General features: G+C 67.9%; 22 protein-coding genes, 2 tRNA genes and 1 pseudogene. 13 read left to right on the forward strand and 12 right to left on the reverse strand.

Features of this window, described 5'->3' with window-relative positions:
- Positions 1 to 9: 9 nt before the first annotated feature.
- From ACWGJP_RS12145 to ACWGJP_RS12160, 4 genes and pseudogenes are all read right to left on the reverse strand, one after another.
- Positions 10 to 1486 (reverse strand): annotated as a pseudogene (locus ACWGJP_RS12145) (alanine/glycine:cation symporter family protein).
- Between the two features lie 91 nt (positions 1487 to 1577).
- The gene (locus ACWGJP_RS12150) at positions 1578 to 2576 is read right to left on the reverse strand and encodes an Fpg/Nei family DNA glycosylase (protein WP_452330038.1); all 999 of its coding nucleotides are present in this window, start codon (positions 2574 to 2576) and stop codon (positions 1578 to 1580) included.
- Position 2577: 1 nt separating this feature from the next.
- Entirely contained in the window at positions 2578 to 3063 is a 486-nt protein-coding gene (locus tag ACWGJP_RS12155) for a ribose-5-phosphate isomerase (protein ID WP_452330039.1), read from the reverse strand.
- A 10-nt stretch (positions 3064 to 3073) separates the two neighbouring features.
- Positions 3074 to 4258, reverse strand: coding sequence for a ferrochelatase (locus tag ACWGJP_RS12160; protein ID WP_452330040.1), 1185 nt, complete (start codon positions 4256 to 4258; stop codon positions 3074 to 3076).
- A gap of 122 nt (positions 4259 to 4380) precedes the next feature.
- Here ACWGJP_RS12160 and pepN point away from each other — a divergent pair, with 122 nt between their 5' ends.
- The 4 genes from pepN to ACWGJP_RS12180 all read left to right on the forward strand — a co-directional run bounded on the left by pepN (position 4381) and on the right by ACWGJP_RS12180 (position 10195).
- Complete coding sequence (gene pepN / locus ACWGJP_RS12165) at positions 4381 to 6933, forward strand: aminopeptidase N (protein WP_452330041.1); 2553 nt, start codon at positions 4381 to 4383, stop codon at positions 6931 to 6933.
- Positions 6934 to 7008: 75 nt separating this feature from the next.
- Positions 7009 to 8097: a mechanosensitive ion channel family protein gene (locus ACWGJP_RS12170; RefSeq protein ID WP_452330042.1), complete on the forward strand. Its 1089-nt coding sequence runs from the start codon at positions 7009 to 7011 to the stop codon at positions 8095 to 8097.
- Positions 8094 to 8540 carry a globin gene (locus ACWGJP_RS12175; RefSeq protein WP_452330043.1) on the forward strand — a complete coding sequence of 149 codons (447 nt, stop codon included), beginning with the start codon at positions 8094 to 8096 and terminating at the stop codon, positions 8538 to 8540. The genes ACWGJP_RS12170 and ACWGJP_RS12175 overlap by 4 nt, the downstream gene beginning before the upstream one ends.
- On the forward strand, positions 8537 to 10195 hold the full coding sequence (locus ACWGJP_RS12180; protein ID WP_452330044.1) for an FAD-binding dehydrogenase: 1659 nt from the start codon (positions 8537 to 8539) through the stop codon (positions 10193 to 10195). Before ACWGJP_RS12175 ends, ACWGJP_RS12180 begins: the two co-directional genes overlap by 4 nt.
- Before the next feature lie 36 nt (positions 10196 to 10231).
- Here the strand turns inward: ACWGJP_RS12180 and ACWGJP_RS12185 are convergent, their stop codons facing one another.
- On the reverse strand, positions 10232 to 10906 hold the full coding sequence (locus tag ACWGJP_RS12185) for a hypothetical protein (protein ID WP_452330045.1): 675 nt from the start codon (positions 10904 to 10906) through the stop codon (positions 10232 to 10234).
- Between the two features lie 50 nt (positions 10907 to 10956).
- On the opposite strand from ACWGJP_RS12185, the gene ACWGJP_RS12190 reads away from it, so the two are divergent.
- Complete coding sequence (locus ACWGJP_RS12190; RefSeq protein ID WP_452330046.1) at positions 10957 to 11841, forward strand: acyl-CoA thioesterase; 885 nt, start codon at positions 10957 to 10959, stop codon at positions 11839 to 11841.
- Between the two features lie 30 nt (positions 11842 to 11871).
- Here ACWGJP_RS12190 and ACWGJP_RS12195 read toward each other — a convergent pair whose 3' ends face one another.
- The 4 genes from ACWGJP_RS12195 to ACWGJP_RS12210 form a co-directional block, all read right to left on the reverse strand.
- A complete protein-coding gene (locus ACWGJP_RS12195) occupies positions 11872 to 12366 on the reverse strand; it encodes an acyl-CoA thioesterase (protein WP_452330047.1) in 495 nt (164 codons plus the stop codon).
- A gap of 3 nt (positions 12367 to 12369) precedes the next feature.
- On the reverse strand, positions 12370 to 14049 hold the full coding sequence (gene ettA, locus ACWGJP_RS12200) for an energy-dependent translational throttle protein EttA (protein ID WP_452330048.1): 1680 nt from the start codon (positions 14047 to 14049) through the stop codon (positions 12370 to 12372).
- Between the two features lie 90 nt (positions 14050 to 14139).
- Positions 14140 to 14637, reverse strand: coding sequence for a DUF6993 domain-containing protein (locus tag ACWGJP_RS12205; protein ID WP_452330049.1), 498 nt, complete (start codon positions 14635 to 14637; stop codon positions 14140 to 14142).
- 90 nt (positions 14638 to 14727) lie between these two features.
- A complete protein-coding gene (locus ACWGJP_RS12210) occupies positions 14728 to 15246 on the reverse strand; it encodes a single-stranded DNA-binding protein (protein ID WP_452330050.1) in 519 nt (172 codons plus the stop codon).
- Between the two features lie 235 nt (positions 15247 to 15481).
- Between ACWGJP_RS12210 and ACWGJP_RS12215 the strand changes: the two genes are divergently transcribed.
- The 8 genes from ACWGJP_RS12215 (at position 15482) to ACWGJP_RS12250 (ending at position 18543) form a co-directional block, all read left to right on the forward strand.
- Positions 15482 to 15751 (forward strand): hypothetical protein, encoded by a 270-nt coding sequence (locus ACWGJP_RS12215; RefSeq protein ID WP_452330051.1) that lies wholly within the window; start codon positions 15482 to 15484, stop codon positions 15749 to 15751.
- Between the two features lie 67 nt (positions 15752 to 15818).
- Positions 15819 to 15890 (forward strand) — tRNA-Arg (locus tag ACWGJP_RS12220).
- A gap of 41 nt (positions 15891 to 15931) precedes the next feature.
- Positions 15932 to 16558, forward strand: coding sequence for an oligoribonuclease (orn, locus tag ACWGJP_RS12225; protein WP_452330052.1), 627 nt, complete (start codon positions 15932 to 15934; stop codon positions 16556 to 16558).
- A 36-nt stretch (positions 16559 to 16594) separates the two neighbouring features.
- Positions 16595 to 16670, forward strand: a tRNA-His gene (locus ACWGJP_RS12230).
- A gap of 94 nt (positions 16671 to 16764) precedes the next feature.
- Positions 16765 to 17388: a LysE family transporter gene (locus ACWGJP_RS12235; RefSeq protein WP_452330053.1), complete on the forward strand. Its 624-nt coding sequence runs from the start codon at positions 16765 to 16767 to the stop codon at positions 17386 to 17388.
- Between the two features lie 23 nt (positions 17389 to 17411).
- The gene (locus ACWGJP_RS12240; RefSeq protein ID WP_452330054.1) at positions 17412 to 17759 is read left to right on the forward strand and encodes a metallopeptidase family protein; all 348 of its coding nucleotides are present in this window, start codon (positions 17412 to 17414) and stop codon (positions 17757 to 17759) included.
- Entirely contained in the window at positions 17756 to 18052 is a 297-nt protein-coding gene (clpS, locus tag ACWGJP_RS12245; protein WP_452330055.1) for an ATP-dependent Clp protease adapter ClpS, read from the forward strand. The genes ACWGJP_RS12240 and clpS overlap by 4 nt, the downstream gene beginning before the upstream one ends.
- Complete coding sequence (locus tag ACWGJP_RS12250; RefSeq protein ID WP_452330056.1) at positions 18049 to 18543, forward strand: DUF2017 family protein; 495 nt, start codon at positions 18049 to 18051, stop codon at positions 18541 to 18543. The genes clpS and ACWGJP_RS12250 overlap by 4 nt, the downstream gene beginning before the upstream one ends.
- Positions 18544 to 18553: 10 nt before the next feature.
- Here the strand turns inward: ACWGJP_RS12250 and ACWGJP_RS12255 are convergent, their stop codons facing one another.
- The 3 genes from ACWGJP_RS12255 to dinB are packed head-to-tail and all read right to left on the reverse strand — an operon-like array spanning position 18554 to position 20730.
- On the reverse strand, positions 18554 to 19135 hold the full coding sequence (locus ACWGJP_RS12255; protein WP_452330057.1) for a hypothetical protein: 582 nt from the start codon (positions 19133 to 19135) through the stop codon (positions 18554 to 18556).
- Positions 19119 to 19436 carry a hypothetical protein gene (locus ACWGJP_RS12260; protein ID WP_452330058.1) on the reverse strand — a complete coding sequence of 106 codons (318 nt, stop codon included), beginning with the start codon at positions 19434 to 19436 and terminating at the stop codon, positions 19119 to 19121. The genes ACWGJP_RS12255 and ACWGJP_RS12260 overlap by 17 nt, the downstream gene beginning before the upstream one ends.
- A 37-nt stretch (positions 19437 to 19473) precedes the next feature.
- Positions 19474 to 20730, reverse strand: coding sequence for a DNA polymerase IV (gene dinB / locus ACWGJP_RS12265; protein ID WP_452330059.1), 1257 nt, complete (start codon positions 20728 to 20730; stop codon positions 19474 to 19476).
- Between the last annotated feature and the right edge of the window lie 72 nt (positions 20731 to 20802).

The following is a 20802-nucleotide window of genomic DNA, read 5'->3' on the forward strand; positions in this document are numbered from 1 at the left end:
GTCCCTGGTTCATCCCTTCGGCAGCGGTATCGCCTGGGTCTTCCAGTCCTCGTATCCCTTGTCGCCCGCCATGAACGCATCGACTTCCTCGGTGGTCGCACGCAGTTTCGGATCGTGCTGGAGGTACTTCCGTGTCTCTCTGGCGACGAGGCCGGACAGCACGAGCAGGCCGATCAGGTTGGGCAGCGCCATCAGCCCGTTCATCACGTCCGAGAACGCCCACACGACGCCGAGCTGCAGGGTGCAGCCGACGAAGACGACGAGGGAGAAGACGATCCGGAAGGGCATGACCGCGCGCCGACCGAGCAGCCGTTCGATGTTGCGTTCGCCGTAGTACGACCAGCCGAGGATCGTGGAGCCGGCGAACATCACAAGACCGATGGTGACGATGTAGTGCCCCCATTCGCCGGGCAGGCCGTGCGAGAACGCCTCCCCGGTCATGAGCGCGGGACTGATCTGAGCGCCCGTCTCCGGGTCGGTCATGTTCCAGACGCCGGTGGTGATGATGACCAGGCCGGTGCAGGTGACGACGATGATGGTGTCGATGAAGGTCTGGGTCATCGACACCAGCCCCTGGCGGACCGGGTGGCTCGTCTTCGCCGCGGCCGCCGCGATCGCGGCCGATCCCATGCCCGATTCGTTCGAGAAGATGCCGCGGGCGACGCCGAACTGCACCGCGATGATGATCGCAGATCCCGCGAAGCCGCCGATCGGAGCCGTTCCGGTGAAGGCATCCGTGAAGATCAGCGCGAACGCCGCGGGGACGTCTCCGATGTTCGCGATGAGGATGTACAGCGCCCCCAGCACATAGAAGATGATCATGATCGGGACGAGGCCCGCCGTCACGCGACCGATGGCCTTGATGCCGCCCACGAGCACGAGCAGGGCGAATGCCGTGAGCACGAGGCCCGTCACCCGCGTCGGCACGGCGAAGCTGTTCTCGAGATTGGAGGCGATCGAGTTGCCCTGCGTCATGTTCCCGATGCCGAAACAGGCGAAGACCGCCGCCACGGCGAAGAAGAGGGCGAGGAACCGTCCGAAGCGGTTCGGGATGCCACGCTCCAGGTAGTACTGCGGTCCCCCGGACTTGTCGCCGGCGGCATCCGTCTTGCGGAACCGGACGCCCAGGAAGGCCTCGGAGTACTTCGATGCCATGCCGAGCAGGCCGGTGACCCACATCCAGAAGAGGGCCCCTGGTCCGCCGATGCCGATGGCGGTGGCCACGCCGACGATGTTGCCTGTTCCGACCGTCGCCGCCAATGCCGTGGTGAGCGCTTGGAACTGGGAGATGTCGCCGTCCGCACCGGAATCCTTGCGGGTGAACAAGCCCAGTCTGAGGGCGGCGCCGAGGCGGAGGAACTGGATGCCGCCGAGGCGGAACGTCAGATACAGACCCGTGCCCAGCAGCAGGGGGATGAAGGACGAAAGGCCCCCAGACGATGCCGCTGAGCCACGAGAGGAAGGTCTCGACGCCGGATAGGTCCATGACGATCTCCTATCTCGCGATCGGGCGGAACGTGAGGTCATCCTGGCACGGGTGACACCGGTGCACCCGTCAGCGCACGCGGAATGCCCGATCAGGCCTGGCAGCGAGGGCACCAGTAGAGCTTGCGCGCGCCGATCTCCTCCAGGGCGATCTCCGTGCCGCAGATACGGCAGGGCAGGCCCGCACGGTGATAGACCCAGTGCCGATCGTCTCGGCTGGCCATCGCCGCACGGTACTGCTCGGGAGAAAGATCGTCCATCGTCATCATCTGACCGGTCTCCACGCCGATGGCGAGCAGTCGGACCCAGTCGTGCCAGAGCGCGCGGACGACGTCCTCCGGCACGCTCTTTCCTGCAGTGTGCGGGTTCAGCCGCGCGCGGTACAGCATCTCGGCGCGATAGACGTTGCCGATCCCGCTGACGACGGCCTGGTCCATGAGCAGCAGCGCGATCGGTGTGCTCTTCTTGCGCACCGCCGCGACGAATCGCTCCTCGTTCTCGAGAGGATCGCCGACGAGGGGGTCTGGACCGAGCTTGGCGACCGTGGCGAGCATCTCGTCCGGCGTCTGGAGCACGCACGCCGTCGGGCCTCGGAGGTCGGCGCAGGTGAGGTCCGTCAACAGGCGCAGCCGCACCTGACCGACCACGGGAGGCGGCCACTCGGAGCCGTCGTCGCTCAAGCCTCTGGTCTGCTCGGACATCCGCACGTGCACACGCGTGCGCCGCGGTGCTCCGATCGACGTCAGGGAGTTCTCCCCCGCATCGTCCATGATCGCGTCGTCGAGCTCGGTCCCGCGCTGGTTCGTCTGCCCCATCCTGCCGTTCGCGGAGGCGATGGTCGGATCGACGAGGATCTCTCCCGCGAAGTCCCAGGCGCCGTAGAGACCGAGGTGCACCCGCAGCCAGACATCGCCCTCTGTCTCGAGGAACATCTGCTTGCCGACTGCCGTGACGCTCAGAGCTTCGCGTCCGTCGAGAACCGCAGCCCCCTCGGCGAAACGGCCCTGAGGGCTCGACGCGCCAAGCGCCTTCCCGACGAAGTTCCGGTCGAACTGACGCGCGATCCGGTGGACGGAGTGCCCCTCGGGCACGTCAGGCCCGCGGATCCGGGAGGAGCGAGCCGTCGCGCTCGTAATCGGCGATCTGGCCGATCCTGCGCACATGCCGTTCGTCGTTCGAGAACGGCGTGGCGATGAAACGGTCGATGAAGCTCACGACCTCCTCGAAGGTGTGCTGCCTGGCCCCGATGGAGATGACGTTCGCGTCGTTGTGCTCGCGGGCGAGCTCGGCGGTGGAGAGGTTCCAGACGAGCGCCGCCCTGATCCCCGCGACCTTGTTCGCCGCGATCTGCTCGCCGTTGCCGGATCCGCCGAAGACGACGCCGAGCGCCTCGACCCCTGCGGCCTGGTCCCGCACCACGGCTTGCGCTGCCCTGATGCAGAACGCGGGGTAGTCGTCGACGGCGTCGTAGACCACAGGACCGTGATCGACGACCTCGTGTCCCGCGCCGCTCAGGTGCTCCTGCAGCTGAGTGGAGAAGTCGAGGCCTGCGTGATCGGTGGCGATGTGGATGCGCATGGAGACCATCCTAGGGAGCGATGCCGGCGGCGGCCGGCTTGAAGCCGGCCCTCACGTTCTCGCAGCATCCGGGGCGGCACACGTCGTACCAGGGTCCGAGCGAGGTCACGTGCGCACGATCGGCGGCCCCTCCCCCTTCGAGACGCTCCTGGATGAGGTCGACGATGCCGGCGACGAAGGCCTCGGACACTCCCGGCGTCGGCGTGCGCACGAAGCGGAGCCCTGCCTCTTCGGCCGCCTCCGCCGCCTCGGTGTCGAGATCCCAGAGGACCTCCATGTGATCGCTCATGAAGCCCACCGGCACGACGGCGACGGCGGCCTTGCCACGGTCCGCGAGCTCGCCGATCACGTCGCAGACGTCGGGCTCCAGCCAGGGCTGGGACGGCGGACCGGAGCGCGACTGGTACACGAGCTCCCAGGTGACCTCCGCGGCTGCGGGGATCTGCGCACGCACCGCATCCATCACCCAGGCGGCGACGGCCTCGTGCTGCGCCGCGTACGCGCCACCGGGCCCCCAGTCGATGTCCCTGGGGCCAGAGCGGAGCGCGTCGTCCGTCGGGATGCTGTGGGTGGAGAACAGGACGTGGATCGCCGCGGCCGCGACGCCGTCGGCGAGGAAGCCGTCCACGGCCGCCCTGACACCCTCGACGAAGGCCTCGACGAACCCAGGGTGGTCGAAGAAGGGGCGGATCTTGTCGATGGCGACCGCATCGCCGAGACCGGTCTCCGTGAGCACCTGGGCGAAGTCCTCGCGGTACTGCCGACAGCTGGAGAAGGAGCTGTACGCGCTGGTGGCGAAGGCGATGAGCGTATCGTCCCCGGCCGCGTGCGCTTCGCGCACCGCATCCGCGAGGTACGGCGTCCAGTTCCGGTTCCCCCAGTACACCGGCAGGTCGATGCCCCGCCGGGCGAGCTCGCCCTCCAGAGCGGCCTTCAACTCCCGGTTCTGCGCATTGATGGGGCTGACTCCGCCGAAGTGGCGGTAGTGGTGGGCCACCTCCTCCAGACGCTCGTCGGGGATGCCGCGGCCTCGCGTGACGTTGCGCAGGAACGGGATGACGTCGTCCTGTCCTTCCGGTCCGCCGAATCCGGCAAGCAGGATGCCGTCATAGGCGACCGGCGTCTCGACGTGTGCGGGCCCGGAAGCGGCCGCGGGGGAAGCGAAGGGCACTGAGATCGGTTCGTTCGCACTCACACCCCCATCCTTTCACCTCCCACCGCCGGATCGGCGCGCGTCCTGGCGTAGGCTGTCATGGTTGCCGTCGACGCCAGCAGCGTCGTGGAACGGTCACGCCCCTGACCCCTGGGAGAAAAGCTGTGCCTGGAGAGAACCTCACCCGAATCGAAGCGCAGGAGCGCCGCGCCCTCATCGACACCCATTCGTACGAGGTCTCACTCGACCTGACGAAGGGCGCGGAGGTGTTCGGCTCGCGCAGCGTGGTGCGGTTCGCGGCTCAGCCGGGCAGCTACACCTTCATCGACCTGATCGCCAGGGATGTCAGGGAGATCTCGCTGAACGGGGAGCAGCTCGACCCCGAGGAGGTCTTCGCCGACTCACGGATCGCGCTCCCCGAGCTTCAGGAGGAGAACATCCTCGTCGTCGACGCCGACTGCGCGTACACGAACACGGGCGAGGGCCTGCACCGGTTCGTCGACCCGGTCGATGACGAGGTCTACCTCTACTCGCAGTTCGAGGTGCCGGACTCCCGCCGGGTGTTCGCGGTGTTCGAGCAGCCCGATCTCAAGGCGACCTTCCAGTTCACCGTCACCGCCCCCGCGGCGTGGAAGGTCGTGTCCAACTCCCCCACCCCGGAGCCCATCGTCCATGACGACGCCCGGATCGCGACGTGGGGCTTCGAGCCGACGCCGCGGATCTCCTCCTACATCACGGCTCTCATCGCCGGCCCCTATGAGGCGACCTTCTCCGAGCTCACGAGCGCGTCCGGCCGGGTCATCCCGCTCGGAGTGTACGGTCGCAAGAGCCTCTGGCAGCACCTCGACGCGGACTACATCTTCGACAAGACGCGGGAGGGCTTCGCGTACTTCGAGTCGAAGTTCGGCGTGCCCTACCCCTTCGCGAAGTACGACCAGCTCTTCGTCCCCGAGTTCAACGCGGGAGCGATGGAGAACGCCGGCGCCGTGACCTTCACGGAGACGTACGTCTTCCGCAGCAAGGTGACCGACGCTGTGAAGGAGCGCCGCGTCGTCACGATCCTGCACGAGCTCGCGCACATGTGGTTCGGCGACCTCGTCACCATGAAGTGGTGGAACGACCTCTGGCTCAACGAGTCCTTCGCGGAGTGGGCGTCCACCATCGCCACCGCAGAGGCGACCGAGTGGACCGAGGCGTGGACGACGTTCAACGCCATGGAGAAGACCTGGGCCTATCGTCAGGACCAGCTGCCCTCCACGCATCCGATCACGGCGGAGATCAACGACCTCGAGGACGTCCAGGTCAACTTCGACGGCATCACCTATGCCAAGGGCGGCTCCGTCCTGAAGCAGCTCGCCGCGTGGGTCGGCATCGAGGCGTTCTTCGCCGGTGTCTCGCAGTACTTCCAGAAGCACTCCTGGGGCAACACCGAGCTCAGCGACCTTCTCACCGAACTCGAGGCGACCAGCGGCCGCGAGCTCGGCACCTGGTCGAAGAAGTGGCTCGAGACGGCGGGGGTCAACACGCTCGCGCCCGTCATCGATGAGGACGCCGACGGCGCCATCACCCGCTTCGCCGTCACGCAGACGGCGCCCGCCGACTATCCGACGATCCGTCCGCACCGGCTCGGCATCGGCTTCTACGAGCTCGCCGGCGGTGCGTTGACCCGTACGCACTACGTCGAGATCGACGTAGACGGCGACCGCACCGAGGTTCCCGAACTCAAGGGCATCGCGCGTCCCGACCTCGTCCTGCTCAACGACAACGACCTGGCTTACGCCAAGATCCGCCTCGACGAGCGCTCGCTCGCCACGGCCGTCGCGCATCTCGCCGACATCGCCGATCCCCTGGCCCGCTCGCTCGTCTGGGGCGCGGCATGGGACCAGACCAGAGACGCTGAGAGCGCCGCGAGCGACTACATCGACCTCGTGCTCGGCAACATCGGTCGCGAGACCGAATCCACCACGGTGCGCACCACGCTCGCCCAGCTGCGGACGGCTGCCTCGCTGTACGTCGCGCCAGCGGACCGCGACGCCGCGCGGCGCAAGGTCGCCGACGGCCTGTGGTCGCTCGCGCAGGGCGCCGCCGCGGGAAGCGACAGCCAGCTGCAGTTCGTCACCGCCTTCGCGAACTCGCTGGTGACCGAGGAGCACGCCGGCGTCGTCGGCCGACTGCGTGCCGGCGAGGACACCCTTCCCGGGCTCGAGATCGACACGGATCTCTCCTGGCAGCTGCTGGCGGGGCTGGCGTCCATCGGCGCCACCGATGCGGCATCCATCGACGCGGCGCTCGCCGCCGACAACACGGCCAAGGGCGGCGAGTTCGCCGCGCAGGCACGCGCCTCGCTTCCCTCCGTCGAGGCGAAGCGGACGGCTTGGGCATCCCTCATCGAGAAGGACGATGCACCAAACACGATCGTCCGCTCGGCGGCGCTCGGCTTCGTGCACCCCGCCGGTGCCGACTCGCTCTCGGCTTTCGTGCCCGCGTACTTCGAGATGCTCCTCCCCATCTGGGAGTCGCGCACGTACCAGATCGCCAACTACCTCATCACGGGGCTCTATCCGACTCCGCTCGCGAACGTCGAGCTCCGCGACGCGACCCGCGCATGGCTGTCGGCCAACCAGGACGCCGCCCCCGCGCTGCGCCGGCTGGTGAACGAGAACCTCGCCGACGTCGAGCGCGCTCTGGCCGCTCAGAGCCGGGACGAAGAGCGCTGACCGAAACCTCACCGGAACGGGCCTCGGCGGAGCTGAACCAGCTTCCGCAGAGGCCCGTTCCGTAGAATCGACGTGATGATGCTCCCCCTCGCGACCCCAGAGACACCTGCGCCCGCGGACGACGCCGTGACCTGGCTCTCCCAGGCATGGGCCAAGATCGCCGAGTTCTTCGGCGTCGTCGGAGAGAAAGCCGTCGGCGTCGCGCTCGTCGTGATCGTCGCCTTCCTCATCGGCCTGGCCCTGCGATACGTGGTGCACAGGGTCGTGAAGCGCATCGTCGACAGCGCCAAGTCCAAGGCGAACGTCGACGACACCCAGGCGCTCGAGCGCTCGCCTCTGGCGGATATGCGGCTGGTCCAGCGCACCAGGACCCTCGGATCGATCCTGCAGAACATCATCAACGTCGCGGTCACCGTCGTCGCGCTCCTCATGGTCGTCTCGGTGATCTCGCCCGATCTGATCGGTTCGCTCACCCTCCTCACCGCGGCCCTCGGAGCCGGCCTCGGCTTCGGCGCGCAGAACATCGTCAAGGATGTGCTCAACGGGCTGTTCATCGTCGCCGAGGACCAGATCGGCATCGGCGACGTCGTCGACCTCGGCCTCGCCTCCGGTGTCGTCGAGTACGTGAGCGTCCGCATCACGCAGGTCCGCGACGTCAATGGGACGCTCTGGTACGTGCGCAACGGCGAGGTGCTGCGCATCGGCAACATGTCGCAGGGCTGGGCCCGCGCGATCATCGATCTCGGCGTCGCGCCCGATGCCGACCTCGACACCGTGGAGCAGGCGATGCTCGAGACCGCGCAGGGGCTCGCCAAGGATCCGAAATGGCGCACCCGGATCGTCGAGAAGCCGGAGCTGTGGGGTCTGGAATCCGTCACCGGCGACGCGCTCGTCGTCCGCGTCGTGATCAAGACGCGCGCGAACGCGAAGGACGACGTGGCTCAGGAGCTGCGCACCCGGCTGAAGAGAAAGCTGGACGAGCTCGAGATCGCTCTGCCGAGCATGACCACCGTGACGCCGACGGGTTTGGACGGGGCGCGTCGCGTCCGAGGCGCGAATCCCCCGAAGACGAAGCCGAACGCCGTCACCGGGGTGCCTCCGGTCGCCGAACGCGGCATCTGGCGACGCAAGAAGAATGACGCTCCGGAAGGCGAGCAGAAGTGACGTTCTACGACGAGGTCGGCGGGATGCCGACCTTCCGGGCCATCGTCGATGTGTTCTACCGCGAGGTCGCGATCGATCCCGTGCTCAAGCCGATGTACCCCGAAGAGGATCTCGGCCCCGCATCCGAGCGTCTGACGCTCTTCCTCGCCCAGTACTGGGGCGGCCCCACCACCTACGGGGAAACGCGGGGACACCCCCGATTGCGGATGCGCCACATGCCGTTCCACGTCGACCCCGACGCCCGCGATCGTTGGCTGCGCTGCATGCGGACCGCCGTCGACGAGGCGCAGTTGTCGCCTCTGCACGAATCCACGCTCTGGGACTACCTGGAACGCGCGGCCTATGCCATGGTGAACACATTCGAGCCGTCCGGCATCGGCCCGACAGCGGCCGGCAGGACGACGCTTCAGACCCGCAGTCAGGATTCGACGGAGAACACATGACGACCACGCCCCTGTCCACGGATGTCCTGGTGATCGGATGGGGGCTCGCCGGCCTCGTCGCCGCGTCAGAAGCCAGTGCGGCTGGAAAGCGCGTGGTTCTCATCGACCAGGAGCCGCGGTCCAATCTCGGCGGGCAGGCCTGGTGGTCCTTCGGCGGGCTGTTCTTCGTGGATTCGCCAGAGCAGCGCAGGATGGGCATTAAGGACTCCCTCGACCTCGCGACGCAGGACTGGTTCGGCAACGCCGGGTTCGACAGAGAAGAGGATGCCTGGCCGCGACGATGGGCCGAGGCGTACCTGCAGTTCGCCGCCGGAGAGAAGCGCGCATGGCTGCGGGAGAAGGGCGTGGGCTTCTTCCCGGTCGTCGGATGGGCGGAGCGGGGCGGCTACGGGGCGCTCGGGCCAGGCAACTCCGTCCCCCGGTTCCACATCACATGGGGCACAGGGCCGGGCGTCGTCGCCCCGTTCGCCGCGGCCGTGCATGCTGCGGAGGAGGCCGGGACGCTGACGATCCTCCCCCGTCACAAGGTGACCGGGCTCACCGTCTCGGACGGCGTCGTGACCGGTGCGCACGGCGATGTCCTCGCCGAGAGCACCGCTGCGCGCGGCGTCGCCTCCGATCGCGAGAGGGTCGGCGTCTTCGAGATCACCGCGGGCGCGACCATCGTCGCCTCCGGCGGCATCGGGGGCAATCACGACCTGGTCCGCGCCGCCTGGCCCGCGCGGCTCGGAACCGCCCCGGAGAGCATGCTCTCCGGGGTTCCCGCCTACGTCGACGGCTCCATGCACGCGGTGGCGGCGACGGCAGGTGCCCACCTGATCAACGGCGATCGGATGTGGCACTACGTCGAGGGGATCAGGAACTGGGATCCGGTGTGGCCGGAGCACGGCATCCGCATCCTGCCCGGGCCCAGCTCGCTCTGGCTGGATGCCACGGGAAAGCGGCTCCCCGTGCCGCTGTTCCCCGGCTTCGACACGCTGGGCACGCTCGCACACCTGAGGCAGACGGGCCATGACCATTCCTGGTTCATCACTTCGCGTCAGATCGTGGAGAAGGAGTTCGCGCTCTCCGGAAGCGAGCAGAACCCGGATCTCACCGGCAAGGACGTCGGACTCCTGCTGAAGTCGCGCCTCGCCAAGGGGCCGACGGGGCCCGTGCAGGCGTTTCTCGACGAGGGAGCGGACTTCATCGTGGAGAACGATCTGGAGACGCTCCTCGAGCAGTTGCGCGCCGCCGACGGCGGCGAGCTGCTCGACATGGACCGCGTGAAGGCGGAGATCCTGGCCCGCGACCGCGAGATCGACAACGCATTCACCAAGGATGCGCAGATCGGGATGCTGCGGTCGATGCGCTCCTACAGAGGAGACAAGCTCATCCGCACCGCCGCGCCGCATCGGCTGCAGGACCCCTCGGCCGGCCCGATCATCGCCGTGAAGCTGCACGTTCTCACACGGAAGTCGCTCGGAGGCATCGAGACCGATCTGGACGGCAGGGCGCTCATGCCGACGGGCGACGTGATCCCAGGTCTGTACGCCGCCGGCGAGGCCAGCGGCTTCGGAGGCGGCGGTGTGCACGGCTACCGCGCGCTGGAGGGGACCTTCCTCGGCGGCTGCCTCTTCTCCGGCCGACAGGCGGGTCGCGCCGCCGCACGCTGAGCGCGACACGGATCTCGCGGCGACGCACCAGCCTGATCAGGCCGGTGTGGGAGGTCGACCCGTCGAGCGAACACCGGTCAGCCCCACGGCGACGGGACCACGGCTGAGCACATGCCCGCGCCGGAATCCGATACGGGTCCAGCGGCCGGAGACAGTGATGCTCGCCTTCTCCTCACCGGAGATGAAACCGAAGGCGTGAGCGGCGAATGCCACGCCCCGAGGGAGACCCGCGAGCTCGTCGTCCGGCTCCCCCCAGATGCCCGCGCGGAGCATCCGGACCGCTTCCTCGCCCGCACCGGGAGTCATGCCTCGCGCGACGGCGGAGATCCCCCACTGAGCGCGGCGCGCGACGGCTGCGGCATCCAGCTCCCCGACCCGCTCCCATCCGCCTCGCGGCGGAGCGACGCCGGCCCACGCAGGCGCGAGCCCCGTCTCCGGGAGTTCGAGCGCGCGGTCGTCCTCTGTCGCCGACAGTGCACCGACGACGACGTCGCACTCGAGCTCGGGATCGGCGTTCACGATACGCATCGCGAGGACGGTCGGCGTACTGTCGAAGAGCCCGTGGGGTGCCAACGCGGCGGCGGTCAGTGCCAGGACGCCTCGTGCTCCCTGCAGCCGCACTCCCTCGTCAGACACGGAAGCGGCTCTGCCCACGAACGTCCGCACATCGAGGGCGGTGTCGGCATCGGCGAGGACGAGTCGGGCAGGCACGCGTTCTAGACTACCCAGGAGGCGGTGCGTGACCGCGTGGAAGGACCGATATGAGCGACGACGCGCACGCCGAGGCATCCGTGGAGCTGCTGCTCGACGTCCTCGATCTCGACGAGGGATCGGCGAGGACGACCGAGGACATCTTCACCGGTCGTTCTCATCCCATGCCGACGGGGCGCATCTACGGCGGCCAGGTGCTCGCTCAGACGCTCATCGCCGCGGAGCGGACGATGCCCCGCGAGCGCGCCCTGCATTCGATGCACGGCTACTTCCTCCGCCCCGGCGACGCGGCAGAGGGTCTCACGATCGCCGTTGACCGTATTCACGACGGCCGTTCGTTCTCCACCCGCCGCTCGCAGGCCTATCAGAACGGCGTGCCGATCTTCTCGATGATCTCCTCGTTCCAGGACGACAGCCCCGGCATCGAGCACGCGGCCCCCATGCCGGAGGGGGTGCCCGCTCCGGAGACGCTCTCGCCCGACGAGGATCTCGTCGAAGGCGGGCATCCGCTCTCGATGCGCATGCTGCGCGATCGCCCGGCGGACATCAGGCACGTCGACGGCCCGATCTACCAGTCCGTCTCCGGAGAACGGCGGGCGCAGCAGTGCGTTTGGATGCGGATCCGCTCGAGCATGCCGGACGATCCGCGGCTGCACAGAGCGGCGCTGGCGTACCTCAGCGACATGACGATCCAGGAGTCCATCCTGCGGGCGCACGGTATCGTCTGGGCCCTGCCGGGCTTGAAGGTCGCGAGCCTCGATCATGCGATGTGGTGGCATCGGTTCGCTCGGGTCGACGAATGGCTGCTGTACGTCCAGGAATCGCCGAACGCCCGAGGCGGCCGCGGCCTGGCGAGCGGACGGATCTACACGCGCGACGGCGTTCTCGCGGCGAGCGTCGCCCAGGAGATCATGATCCGGGTGCCGGGGGCCTGACGCCGGCACCGTCCCGCACGCAGCCCTCGCTCAGCGGTGCTGGTAGACGATCGGCGCGCCCACATAAGGCTCCCAGGCCGCGCGCATCTCGGGCGTGAGCCTGACCGGGCGCCCACTGGCGGCGTCAACGAGCACGATGACCGCGGTCGAGCGGGCGTACTGAACGCTCTCGGACGCACCGGGATCGGCGTGCACCTCATAGCAGACCTCGACGCTGGATCCGCCGAGCTTTCCGAACCACATCTGCACGTCCAGCGGTAGACGCTGGTAGGGCACGGGTGCCAGATACTCGATCTCCTGCCGAGCGATGAGGGTCAGCAGGCCCTGCTCGATACCCGAGTCCAGGACAGCGGTCGACGGCCCCTCCTCCCCTGGCCCCGGCTTCCAGAAGGCGCGCACCCTCGCCTCCTCGAGCAGCTTGAGCATCGAGGTGTTGTTGACGTGGTTGAAGGCGTCGAGATCACCCCACCGCAGGTGGATGGGGATGTGCAGCCGCCGACCGGCGATCTCGCCCGAGGCCGACACGGCTCAGTCGCGTGTCAGCTTGCGGTGCGTCGACCGGTGCGGGTTGGCGGCGTCCGGGCCGAGGCGCTCGATCTTGTTCGCCTCGTACGCCTCGAAGTTGCCCTCGAACCAGTACCACTGCGCCGGCTCGTCGTCGGTGCCCTCGTACGCGAGGATGTGCGTGGCGATGCGGTCGAGGAACCACCGGTCGTGGGTGATCACGACCGCGCAGCCGGGGAACTCGAGCAGGGCGTTCTCGAGGGAGCTCAGCGTCTCGACGTCGAGGTCGTTCGTCGGCTCGTCGAGAAGCAGCAGGTTGCCACCCTCCTTGAGCGTGAGAGCGAGGTTCAGGCGGTTGCGCTCACCTCCGGAGAGCACACCGGCCTTCTTCTGCTGGTCCGGCCCTTTGAATCCGAACTTCGAGACATAGGCGCGCGAGGGGATCTCGGTCTTGCCGACCGTGATGATGTCCAGGCCGTCCGAGACGACCTCCCACAGGGTCTTGTCGGGGTCGATGCTCGCGCGCGACTGGTCGACGTAGCTGATCTTGACCGTCTCGCCGACCTTCAGGTCGCCGCCGTCCAGCGGCTCCAGGCCGACGATCGTCTTGAACAGCGTGGTCTTGCCCACACCGTTGGGGCCGATCACGCCGACGATGCCGTTCGGGGGCAGGCTGAAGCTCAGACCGTCGATGAGTGTGCGGTCGCCGAAGCCCTTCTGCAGCTTCTTCGCCTCGATCACGACGTTGCCCAGACGCGGGCCGGCCGGGATCTGGATCTCCTCGAAATCGAGCTTCCTGGTGCGCTCGGCCTCGGCTGCCATCTCCTCGTAGCGCGCGAGACGAGCCTTCGACTTGGTCTGACGTCCCTTCGCGCTGGAGCGGACCCACTCGAGCTCGTCCTTCAGGCGCTTGGCGAGCTTGGCATCCTTCTTGCCCTGGATGTCGAGGCGCTCGGCCTTCTTCTCCAGGTACGTCGAGTAGTTGCCCTCGTAACCGATCAGGCGACCACGGTCGACCTCGGCGATCCACTCCGCGACGTTGTCCAGGAAGTACCTGTCGTGGGTGATCGCGATGACGGCGCCCTTGTAGGACTGCAGGTGCTGCTCGAGCCACAGCACGCTCTCGGCATCGAGGTGGTTGGTCGGCTCATCGAGCAGCAGAAGGTCGGGCTTCTGGAGGAGCAGCTTCGCCAGCGCAACACGGCGGCGCTCACCACCGGAGAGCGGCGCGATCTCCGCATCCGCCGGCGGGGTGCGCAGAGCGTCCATCGCCTGTTCCAGCTGCGAATCGAGGTCCCAGCCGTCCGCGGCGTCGATCTCCTCCTGGAGCACGCCCATCTCGGCGAGAAGGGTGTCGAAGTCGGCGTCGGGGTCGGCCATCTGGGCGGAGATCTCGTTGAAGCGGTCCAGCTTCGCCTTGATCGCCACGCCGTCCTGGATGTTCTCCAGCACGGTCTTGGACTCGTCGAGCTCAGGCTCCTGCATGAGGATGCCCACCGTGAATCCGGGGGTCAGCTTCGCCTCGCCGTTGGACGGCGTGTCCAGACCGGCCATGATCTTGAGGATCGTCGACTTTCCGGCACCGTTGGGTCCCACCATGCCGATCTTCGCTCCGGGAAGGAACGACATCGTCACATCGTCGAGGATGAGCTTGTCACCCACCGCCTTGCGTGCACGGACCATCGAGTAGATGTACTCAGCCACCGGAAACCGCTCCTTCTGTCGCCATCGCGAATCGACACTCCAGCCTACCGGCTGACGCCTGCGCGGATGATCCGGGTGCCCGGCGCACGGTCACCAGTCGATGACGCGCGTGTTCCCGACGAGGCAACGGCCCTCGGCGAGCTGCGGGAGCACCGCCGTCACGGGGTCGCCCGTCGACGGCCCGATCTGGCCGACGAGGCACTGCGTCTCGCCCCAGCGCACGGAGAACTGCAGACTCTCGACGGCGCGACCGATGGTCGTCTCGTCGTCGGTCACCTGCATGGCGGCCTTGTCGAACCCCGCTGCCACGAGCGCGTCGATGTAGGCCCTGCCGCTGGCCTTCTGCTCGGTGGCCCAGACCCGCGCGGTCACGGCCTCGAACAGAGGGAGGTTCTCCTCGGCGGAACCGTCCGGAACGAGGGCGGGCCCCCGCGACTCGGTCGGCGTCGGCGAGGGAGTGCTCGCGACGATCTCGGTCTCCACCGGAGTCGGCTCCTGCGGGCTGCAGGCGACGAGCATCACGGAGGCGAGGACCACGAGGGCGGAGCCGCCGACACGCAGGCGGGAGTACTCGGTTCGACGGCGCACGATCCGATTCTAGGCACCACTCGCTTCTGACGTGCCGCGCGGCGAGGCGTACGCCGTCGATCCGCTCTCGCTCAGTCGCCCGCACTCGCCTCATGCCACCTGCGGCGCGCTCGCCTCCCAGACATCCGCCAGCTCGCCGTCCAGGCCCGCCGGTTCCTCTTCGACGTAGCCGGAAGGCTCGACGGCCCCTGGTTCATCCGTCGCCGACGCGCGCCCTTCCCCGGTCTGGACGTCGGCAGGAGCCGCCGGCCGCGAGATCCTCATGAAGTTGCTCGTGCCCCACTGGAGGTCGTGACCGATGGCCTCGGCATCCAGATCGAGACTCGCACCCTTCGCACCGTTGGCGTTCTCCCACTCGCGGAACTTGATCCGCCCGGTGATGATGACGGGATCCCCCTTGCGCAGCGACGCCTTGGCATGTTCGGCGAGCTGACGGTAGGCGGAGACGGCGTACCAGTTCGTCCCCGCGTCGATCCAGCTTTGCGTGTGCCGGTCGAAACGGCGTCGGCTGCTCCCCACTCGGAAGTTCAGCACGGGCACGCCCGTGCTCGTCATCGACGGCTGGGGGTCGTTGCCGACGAAGCCGCGGATGGTCAGTGTGTCGTTCATCGTCTCGTTCTCCTCTGGTTCTCGCACCGGATCGTTCCGGTTCACGCCAGCATGTCCGTGTCCTTCATCGCGACGCGTCGTCCGATCGCCGACCTCCTCGGCGCAGGTGGACAGCTGCCAGAACACCCTGTTCTGTGCAGGAGGAGACGAGGCCCGGTAGCCGTGCCGGCGCCAGCGGCGATGTCGGAGGCCGGTCGTATCGTCGGAGGCATACCGACCCCGAGGGGAGAGAACGATGCTCACGACCACCCTGAAGCTGCCGGATGCCCCCGCTGCGGCGCCGGCCCTCTCCTCGCGCCGCGAGCACCTCGTGCGGGCGGGCGATGCGCTCTGGCGAGTGCACGACGACGCCGATCGGATCCTCGGTCATCTGCGGATCGGAGTCGATCCTCTCGGTCTGCGCTACCGCGCCGAACGCCTGAACCTGGCCACGGGCGCTTTCCGGCTGATCGGAGAGTTCTGGAACCCCGACGAAGCAGTGCAGACGCTGCGCTATCTCCGCTGACGCCGACGGCGGTGTGCTCGCCCCGTCGCGCACGCACGGCGTGAGCACTCGCTAAGCTTGTGGGCGACCCTCAGTAGCTCAGCGGAAGAGCATCGATCTTCTAAGTCGCCGGTCGCAGGTTCGAATCCTGCCTGGGGGGCTGTCGGAGTGCGGTGTCTGCGCGCTCACTAGGATGCCTGTATGGCAACTGCGTCCGAGAATGATCGACTCGTCTGGATCGACTGCGAGATGACGGGCCTCGATCTCGAGGTCGATGAGCTCGTCGAGATAGCGATCGTGATCACCGATTTCGAACTGAGGCCGATCGATCCCGGATTCCAGGTCGTGATCAAGCCGAGCGATGCTGCGCTCGCGCACATGAACGAGTTCGTCACGGGCATGCACCGCGCTTCCGGCCTGATCGAGGAGATCCCCGCCGGGGTCGCGCTCGAGGAGGCGCAGGCGCAGGCGCTCGCGTACATCAAGCGCTTCGTGCCGATGGAGCGCAAGGCCCCGCTCGCCGGGAACACGATCGGCACCGATCGGATGTTCCTCGCCAAGTACATGCCGCAGATCGATCAGTGGCTGCACTATCGCAACGTCGACGTCTCCAGCATCAAGGAGCTCTCCCGCCGGTGGTACCCGCGGGTCTTCTTCCAGGCACCGGCGAAAGACGGCGGACACCGCGCCCTGGCGGACATCCTGGAGTCGATCCGTGAACTGCGTTACTACCGCGAGGCCGTCTTCGTCGACGAACCGGGCCCGAGCAGCGACGAAGCGCGCGCGATCGCGGAGCGCACCGTGTCATCGTTCGCCTCCGAGATGTAATAGACTCTTCTAGTTGCCTGCTGCGGCGGGCATATGGTGGCTATAGCTCAGTTGGTAGAGCACCGCGTTGTGGTCGCGGGGGTCGCGGGTTCAAGCCCCGTTAGCCACCCCAGAGCACGAAGCCCGGATGACGACCGTGGGAACCTCCACGGGATCCATCCGGGCTTCGTCGTCATCGGCACGCGTTTTCGGAGAGGGCCCCGCCGTTGTCACTGACCGTCTGGCTGTCGCTGCTGACAGCATCCCTCGTGATCAGCTTCACTCCGGGAGCGGGGGCGATCAACACGATGACCAACGCGCTGACCGAGGGCTGGCGGCGATCGTTCTGGGGCGTGATCGGCCAGCAGCTCGCACTCATCGTCCACGTCGTCATCGTGGCAGCGGGAATCGGACTGCTCGTCGCACGATCCGACCTCGCATTCACGATCATCCGCTACGCCGGCGCGGGGTATCTCGTCTTCCTCGGCATCCGGCTGATGCTGTCCCGCCCCACGCGCGACGATGGTACAGAGGTGCGACGCGACCGCGAGAGCGGCTGGTCGATGCTGCGCCGCGGCTTCTGGGTGAATCTTCTCAATCCCAAAGCCATCGTGTTCTTCCTCGCGTTCATCCCGCAGTTCATCCGGCTGGATCAACCTGCGCTGCCGCAGTACCTCATCCTCGTGACGACGGTCGTGGTGATCGATGTCCTCGTGATGTGGTTCTTCTTCGCTGCTGCGGCGAAACCGTTCGGCACGCTCACGCGCACGCCACGCGGTCAGCGCGCCCTCAACATCGTGTTCGGTGCGCTGTTCCTCGCGGTCGCCGCGCTCCTGCTCGTGGTGCATTGAGACGCACCATAGGCTTGGGGGTGATGGAGATGGATGCGGAAGCCTTCGAACAGCTCGTCATCGATGAGCTCGATCTGCTGCCCGACGACATGGTCGCGGGACTCGAGAACCTCGTCTTCGTCGTCGAGGACCGCCCCGAGGACGGCAGCCTCGATCTGCTCGGGCTCTACGACGGCCTCGCGATCACCGAACGCGGGTCATACGGGCTGGGCGAGCTGCCCGACCGCATCATCGTGTACCGGGAGCCGCACCTGGCGGAATGCGACACGATCGACGAGTTGCGCGATGAGATCCATACGACGCTCGTGCACGAGATCGCCCATTTCTACGGCATAGACGACGCGCAGCTGCATGAGCTGGGGTGGGCATGAGCACGCCGATCGCCACACCCGACGTCGATCAGGAGCACGATCTCTTCGCGGCGCCGCTGGAGCCATGGCAGGTGGTCGTCTGGAACGATCCGGTGAACCTCATGAGCTACGTGGTCCGCGTCTTCCGCACCTATTTCGGGTACTCGCAGGAGCGCGCGACGCAGCTCATGCTCGCCGTGCACAACGACGGACATGCGATCGTGGCGACCGGACCGAGGGAGACGATGGAGGTGCACGCCCAGGCGATGCACGATTACGGGCTGTGGGCGACCGTGCGAAGGGCCCCGCAATGACCGCGCGCACGATCGTGCTCCCTCTCGCGGTGTTCGAGTGCGCCCACCTCGGACGCCTCATCGACGAGCTGAGGGGGATGCTGACGGATGACGCCGCCGAGCGTGTCGACGATCCGGCGATCGACCGGCTCACCCCGGATGCCTACCCGGAGGATGCCGAGGCGTCTCTGACATTCACCCAGGCCACCAGGGACGAGCTCCTCGACCGCAGGGCTGCCGACGCGGCGATCGTCAAGGCCGCCCTGGCGCCATTCGATGAGGCAGCGGAGGAGTTGAGCGAGCGAGAGGCGCTGCGCACCTGCGACATCGTCGTCGGCGAGGCGGACGTCGACCCGTGGCTGCGCACGCTCACCGCGCTTCGCCTGGTCATCGCCGCTCGCCTGGGCATCGTGGACGACGATCAGGACGGCGACGGACCGTTGCGCGGCGTCTACGACTGGCTCGGATTCCGTCTCGAAAGCCTCGTCCAGGCGGCGGACGAGCTCCTCTGAGCGGGCACTGTCAGGGCACCGAGATGATCAGAGTCGCCAGGCTCCGCGGATCATCGCGTTCGATGTGCACGGCCTCCTGCTCGGCCCACCGGTCCCAATGCGCACGGAACCCATCGCCGTCGCGCGCCAGCGCGCGGCGCTTCCTGGATGCGTCAGGGGACTCCACCCAGACGCGCACGTCGGCGAGAGGCGCGGTCTGCGCGGTGATCGCACCGCAGCCTTCGAGGATCACACCACGCGCGGGGTCGACCGCATAGGACTCCGCCTCGGTCCCGTCCTCCCAGTCCCACCGCCGCCAGGTCCCTATCCGCCCCCGGCCGTGCGGCCGCAGGATGCCGTCGAGCGCCTTGGCCACGCCGTCATCCAGCCCATCCCAACCGGGGTACAGAGAATCCAGCGCGATGAGCTGCGGGTCTCCCGTCACCGGCCAGTTCGCTGCGACGAAGCGCGACAACGAGGTCTTTCCCGCGCCGCTTCGGCCATCGATGAGCACCACGGGGTTCGAGACGACGAGCGCCGATACCGCATCTCCGATGAGGGCGGTGGCGTCGTGGAGTGCTGCGGAGACCGGGTCGCTACTTCTTGAGGGCACGGATGACCCGGGCGAGCGCACGGCCTGCGACCCAGACGAAGGGGATTCCCACGGCGAGCAGCGAGACGATGTTCGGCTCGAAGCGCAGCCCTTCCTCACGACGCGTGTAGACGCCGAGCGGAACGGATATCCCGTAGCCGCCACCGCCTTCTCCGCTCTCCGCTCCCCCGCCGCCGAAGCCGGCGACGGTCAGGGCTACGGGCGTGATGCTCACGCCGTCGATGTCCTGCGTCTCGCCGTAGGCGCTCTTGACGCCGAAGGCCGCGGCCTGCTTTCCGAGTTCCAGTGCGATGTTCGGCATTCCTCCACGCTATCCCACGAGGAGACGGATGCCCAGATCACTCCACGCCGTGGGCCTTCGGATGCCGCGGCGCACCGCGACCGTCGCCGCGGCCGATGTGACGGGCCCTGGTGATCGTCGCGCTCCCGAACCGAGCGCGAGCATCGTCCAGGGCTCCCTCGACACGCTTCCAATCCTCGTCCTCGTCCCAGAGGGCGAAGGCTCCGACGCCGGACGGCTGAAGTCGCTCGGCGCGGACGCCGACGAGACGCACCGGGCTGCGGCGATCGATGTGCTCGAAGAGCGCCTGCGCCGCGGTTCCGATGCGCTGGCCGACGGCCGTCGGCTCCGGGAGGGTCTGCGACCGGTTCACCGTCGTGAAATCGTCGAACCGGATCTTGATGGCTACCGTGTTGGCTTCCCAGCCCGCCCGCCTCAGCCGGGCGGCGACACGGTCGGCGAGCCGGAGCAGCTCCGCCTTCAGCACCCCGCGGTCGACGATGTCGACGTCGAAGGTCTCCTCGTGGCCGATGCTCTTCTCGACGCGCGCGGTGTCGACGGCCCTCGGATCCTCTCCTCGGGCGAGCTCTGCGAGCCGGTGCGCGAGCGCCTGCCCGACCGCGCGTTCGAGCATCTCCGAGGAGCTGTCCCTGATCTCCCTGATCGTGCGGATGCCGCGGGCCTCCAGGGCCTCGGCGGCCTTCGGGCCGACCCCCCACATCGCCCGCACGGGGCGCGGCGCGAGGAAGTCCTGCGTGTCCGCGGCCGCGACGACGAGCATGCCGTCGGGCTTCGCCATCGTGGACGCCATCTTCGCCACGTGTTTGGTCGCCGCTACCCCGACGCTGCAGGTGATGCCGACGTCGGCGAGAACCCGCTCCCTGATGAGGCGGGCGATCGTCCCAGGGCTCCCCCAGAGCCTGCGGACGCCGTGCACGTCGAGGAAGGCCTCATCGACGGAAAGCGGCTCGACGAGCGGAGTGAACGACTCGAAGATCGTCATCACCTGCGCGGAGACCTCCTGGTAGCGAGAGAAGTCCGGCAGGACGATGCGCGCGGAGGGGCACAGGCGGATCGCCTGCGCGACAGGCATCGCCGCGCGCACACCGTAACGCCTGGCCTCGTAGGAGGCGCTGGACACGACCGAGCGACCGTCCGGTGCACCGATGATCAGCGGCAGGCCCTTCAGCGAAGGATCATCGAGCACGGCGACGGCCGCATAGAACGCGTCCATATCGACATGGAGGATGCGCGTTCCCGTGTCGTCCGCGCCGTCAGGAGAGACGATGCGTCCCGTTCCATCACCGCGTCCCATGATCCCATTCTCGCCGACGCCTCCGACATCGCCGGGGCCCGTGTCACGCCGAGGGGCCCAGCGGAGAACGTC

This window comes from Microbacterium sp. NPDC055903, assembly GCF_053615555.1.